Here is a 3,934-nt window from a genome sequence, read left to right on the forward strand (position 1 = left end):
AATAAAATTCCGCCGGATTTATCGTAGCCTACGCAGCATAAATTTAAAACCGTACCCCCGCTCTATTTGGGCGCAGAGGCGCCTTATTTATACAACGTCGCACTTGGATTTGGATAAATCCACTACTTTCACATAGCAATGCCTCGTTTACGCCGTGATAAAATTCTGCGAAATCACCGCTAAATTTTATCGCTAAATTACAAAGCCCAATCCTATTTTAAAGGCGACGGGCGTCCTTAAATTTCACGGCAAATTCCAAATAGATCGCGCCTGCAAAATCCGGCAATCCAAAATAAAATTCTAAAAATTTAACCAAATTTTGCTAAAATCGCCGCAAAATTCCAAGGAGAAAAGATGAAAAAATTAGCTCTTTTAATATCCTTTGCTGCGATGATGATTTTTACCGGCTGCGCGAGCACCACGCAAGGCGGCGCCGTAGGCATCGACCGCTCGCAATTCATCACCGTAAGCGAAGCTGAAATGGATCAAAGTGCCGCGCTTGCCTACAGGCAGATTACCGCCCAAGCAAACGCCAAACATGTCCTAAATACCGATAAAAAGCTAACTGATCGCGTTAGAGGCATCTCGAGGCGCCTAATCGCTCAAGTCGGCGCATTTCGCAAAGACGCACTGAAATGGAACTGGCAGGTAAACGTCATCAACGACCCTACGATCAATGCTTGGTGTATGCCTGGCGGTCGCATCGTCGTATATACGGGCATCATCGAAAAGCTTAAGCTTACCGATGCCGAGCTGGCTGCTATTTTGGGGCACGAGATGTCTCACGCATTGCGCGAACACAGCCGCGAGCGAGCCTCGACTGAACAGATGAAAGATGTCGGTATCGCCGTAGCAAGCTCCGCAGCAGGGCTTGGAGATCTGGGCTCAGCGGCTTTGAACATGGCGGCGCAGTACACATTCACGCTGCCGTTTTCTCGCACGCATGAGACGGAGGCCGATCTGATGGGCGTCGAGCTGATGGCACGCGCAGGATATGATCCGAGGGCGGCGATAAGCGTCTGGGAGAAGATGAATAAGCTAAACGAGAGCCATCCACTTAAATTTATGTCCACGCACCCTTCAAACGACGATCGCATCGCCGATCTAAAAGAGGTGATGCCGAAAGTCTTGCCGCTTTACGAGGCCGCCACAAGAAATAGATAGTCTTGCGATTTAAAATTTCCCAAGAGTTTGCGCGCTGAGGTTTTTTAAGTAGCAGGTTTTATCGTCGCATTTAAATTTCTTAATGGACTTGCGCGCGGCGCTAGGATTATCCGCCGCCGCGCTGGAGTTTTGCCGTGACAAAGACCTGCTGTGGCGCAAAATCCTAAATTACCGCAAAATTCCACCAATACGCGCGATAAATATAATCCGCGTCGAGACAAAATTTCATTTCAAAACGCAAGTGCTGGGCGAAATTCCGTCGCATAGAAAGCCGAAATGTCCGTCGCTACAGAATTCTGCGGCGCGAAATTTTACGATTTTAAGCGCGACGAAATTTGGAGTAAGATTTTGCTCCTTCGGGCGCAGATAGAATTTCGCTGCGGCCGTATACAAATGAAATTTTGCAGCCGCAGCCCAGTATGAAAATAAAATTTATTCGACCGGGTAGCAGAATTTAGCGCTATTTTGCGCGGCGACAAGTCTCGCGCGGGCAGATGAAATTTTACGCGATAAAAGGAGTAAAATTTCAACTCCGCAGAATTCTACGCACGGGCGCGAGGCATTTTCCACACCTTTTGGATTTTAAAGCGTTTTTAGATATAATCATAAATATTTATTTTTAAATTTCAAAGGATAAGAAATTTGGACACGGACAGTTCGGTTTTAATGTTAGTTTTAGCTTTTGTATTCATCTTTATGAATGCTTTTTTTGTTCTTTCGGAATTCTCAATCGTCAAAGTAAGAAAGTCTCGCCTCGAAGAGCTTATCAAGGATAAAATTCCAAACGCAAAGCTCGCTTTTAAAATTTCAAACTCCCTTGACACCTATCTTAGCGCCACTCAGCTAGGCATTACGATAAGCTCGCTCGCCCTCGGCTGGATCGGTGAGCCCGCGGTATCGAGACTGATCGAGCTGCCACTAAGATCCATCGGCATAGGCGGCGGAGCGGCAGCACATACGATCGCCTTCGTCATATCTTTTACGCTCGTTACGCTATTTCACGTCGTGCTCGGCGAGCTAGTGCCAAAATCCATCGCTATTGCCAAAACCGAGAAGATCGTGCTTTTTATCTCCAGACCGCTTCATATTTTTTGGATTATGTTTTTTCCGATCATAAAGGCGTTTGACTTCATCGCTGCCGTTTCGCTTAAAATCATCGGCGTAAAGCCCGCCAAAGAGAGCGAGCTTGCGCTTTCGGACGAAGAGATCAAAATCATCGCAAGCGAGAGCCTAAAAGGCGGCGTGCTCGATAGCCTAGAGACCGAGATCATCAAAAACGCCGTCGATTTTAGCGACACAGTCGCTAAAGAGATAATGACGCCACGGCGCGATCTCATATGCCTAAATAAGCAAAAAAGCTACGACGAAAACTACGCGACCGTCTTGCAGTCGAAATTTACGCGCTTTCCATATATCGACGGCAGCAAGGATAACGTCCTAGGCCTCATCCACATCCGCGACATCATCCAACAAAAGGGAGATAAAAGCTTCGATAAGATCGTGCGCAAGCTCATCATCGTGCCTGAAAACAGCCCGATCTCTAAAATTTTACCTATGATGAATAAGCAGCGCATTTTTGCCGCGCTCGTCATCGACGAATACGGCGGTACTGCGGGATTTTTGACGATGGAAGACATCATAGAAGAAATTTTTGGCGACATCAACGACGAGCACGACGCGAATGCGCAAAATTTCAAACGTATCGACGAGAACACCTTTGAGTTTAGAGGGCGTTTCGAGATCGAAGGCGTCGAGGAGGTTATGGGCATTGACTTCGACGAAGAGACCGAGCAGCTAACGATCGGCGGCTACGTCTTTAATCTCTTCGGCAGCCTACCTGAAATCGGCGATAAAATAAGCGATGAAAACTGCGATTACGAAGTGCTGCGAATGGATGGCACAAGAGTTTCGCTCGTAAAAGCGATCAAAAAAGCAGTCGCGCAACCGCAAGAAAACGAAGAAGCGGAGAAAAATAACTAAGTCAAAGTGTAGGCTAATAACATTCCGCCCTGCGATGCTGCGTGCCGGAAATTTCAAGCGCGCTGCCACTTGCGACGCTCCCAATTCCCATCTAGGGTGAAAATTTATTCACCGCTCCCGCATAGATGCCCTAATAGCGGGCGCAGGAATGCCCGCCGCCCTGTAGGGTTTATAAAAGTGCTATTTATAAGTCCTCTTCATATTACAAACAAAAGGCGAAATTTTACCGCGAAAATTCTGCCAGAGCGACGCTAGATAGAATTTCTTGATGAGCCTATTTTTAAATTTTGCGAGATCGTAGATTTTAAAAATTTCAAAATTTTGCGGAATTTTAAAATTCTAATTGATCTAAATTTCTCGCCTAACTTAAATAGTAAGCCCTCTGTAAGCCCGAGCTAAGCGAATTTTAAAGCCTAAGTCTAAGCGCAAAATTCCGCGAAGAAATTCTAAAATTATAAAGATAAAATTTTGCCGCGCAGTATCGCAGAATTAACTCTATCGATTTTAATCGTAAAATTCCGCCAATCTTGCTTTAAAACTTCGCAATTTTAAATTCTAAAAATTCCTAAGTAATCAAATCGGCATGCCTTAAAATTCCGCATAAATAAATCTTAAATTCCTTTTTGCTACCATAACGAAAATTTTTCGCACGGATGGCTTTATGACAAAACACAAATTCTCATCGCGTTGGGCCTTTATCATCGCTTGCGTGGGCTCTGCTGTAGGTATGGCAAATGTCTGGGGCTTCCCTTACAAACTCGGCACGAACGGCGGCGGCGCATTTTTACTA

Annotated in this window: 4 protein-coding genes; 3 read left to right on the forward strand and 1 reads right to left on the reverse strand. The window is 45.7% G+C overall.

Annotated features, from left to right (window positions below; all coding sequences use genetic code 11):
• Positions 1-354: 354 nt before the first annotated feature.
• Positions 355-1,164, forward strand: a complete 810-nt coding sequence (locus tag Q0257_RS01670; RefSeq protein WP_298020767.1) for a M48 family metallopeptidase — start codon at positions 355-357, stop codon at positions 1,162-1,164.
• A 225-nt stretch (positions 1,165-1,389) separates the two neighbouring features.
• On the opposite strand, the gene Q0257_RS01675 is transcribed toward Q0257_RS01670, so the two are convergent.
• Complete coding sequence (locus Q0257_RS01675) at positions 1,390-1,557, reverse strand: hypothetical protein (protein WP_298020770.1); 168 nt, start codon at positions 1,555-1,557, stop codon at positions 1,390-1,392.
• Positions 1,558-1,830: 273 nt separating this feature from the next.
• Here Q0257_RS01675 and Q0257_RS01680 point away from each other — a divergent pair, with 273 nt between their 5' ends.
• Together Q0257_RS01680 and Q0257_RS01685 are read left to right on the forward strand one after the other, a co-directional pair.
• Entirely contained in the window at positions 1,831-3,144 is a 1,314-nt protein-coding gene (locus Q0257_RS01680) for a hemolysin family protein (RefSeq protein WP_177386673.1), read from the forward strand.
• A gap of 661 nt (positions 3,145-3,805) precedes the next feature.
• Positions 3,806-3,934: hypothetical protein (locus tag Q0257_RS01685; RefSeq protein ID WP_298020773.1), on the forward strand; the 129-nt coding region annotated here is incomplete at its 3' end.

Origin of the sequence: uncultured Campylobacter sp. (assembly GCF_938018035.1) — a bacterium.
In the GTDB taxonomy this organism is placed as follows: Bacteria; Campylobacterota; Campylobacteria; order Campylobacterales; family Campylobacteraceae; genus Campylobacter_B.

Excerpts from the sequence above, each read along its gene's own strand:
- Q0257_RS01670 (WP_298020767.1), top strand. The coding sequence starts at position 355 with ATGAAAAAATTAGCTCTTTTAATATCCTTTGCTGCGATGATGATTTTT.
- Q0257_RS01680 (WP_177386673.1), top strand. The coding sequence starts at position 1,831 with ATGTTAGTTTTAGCTTTTGTATTCATCTTTATGAATGCTTTTTTTGTT.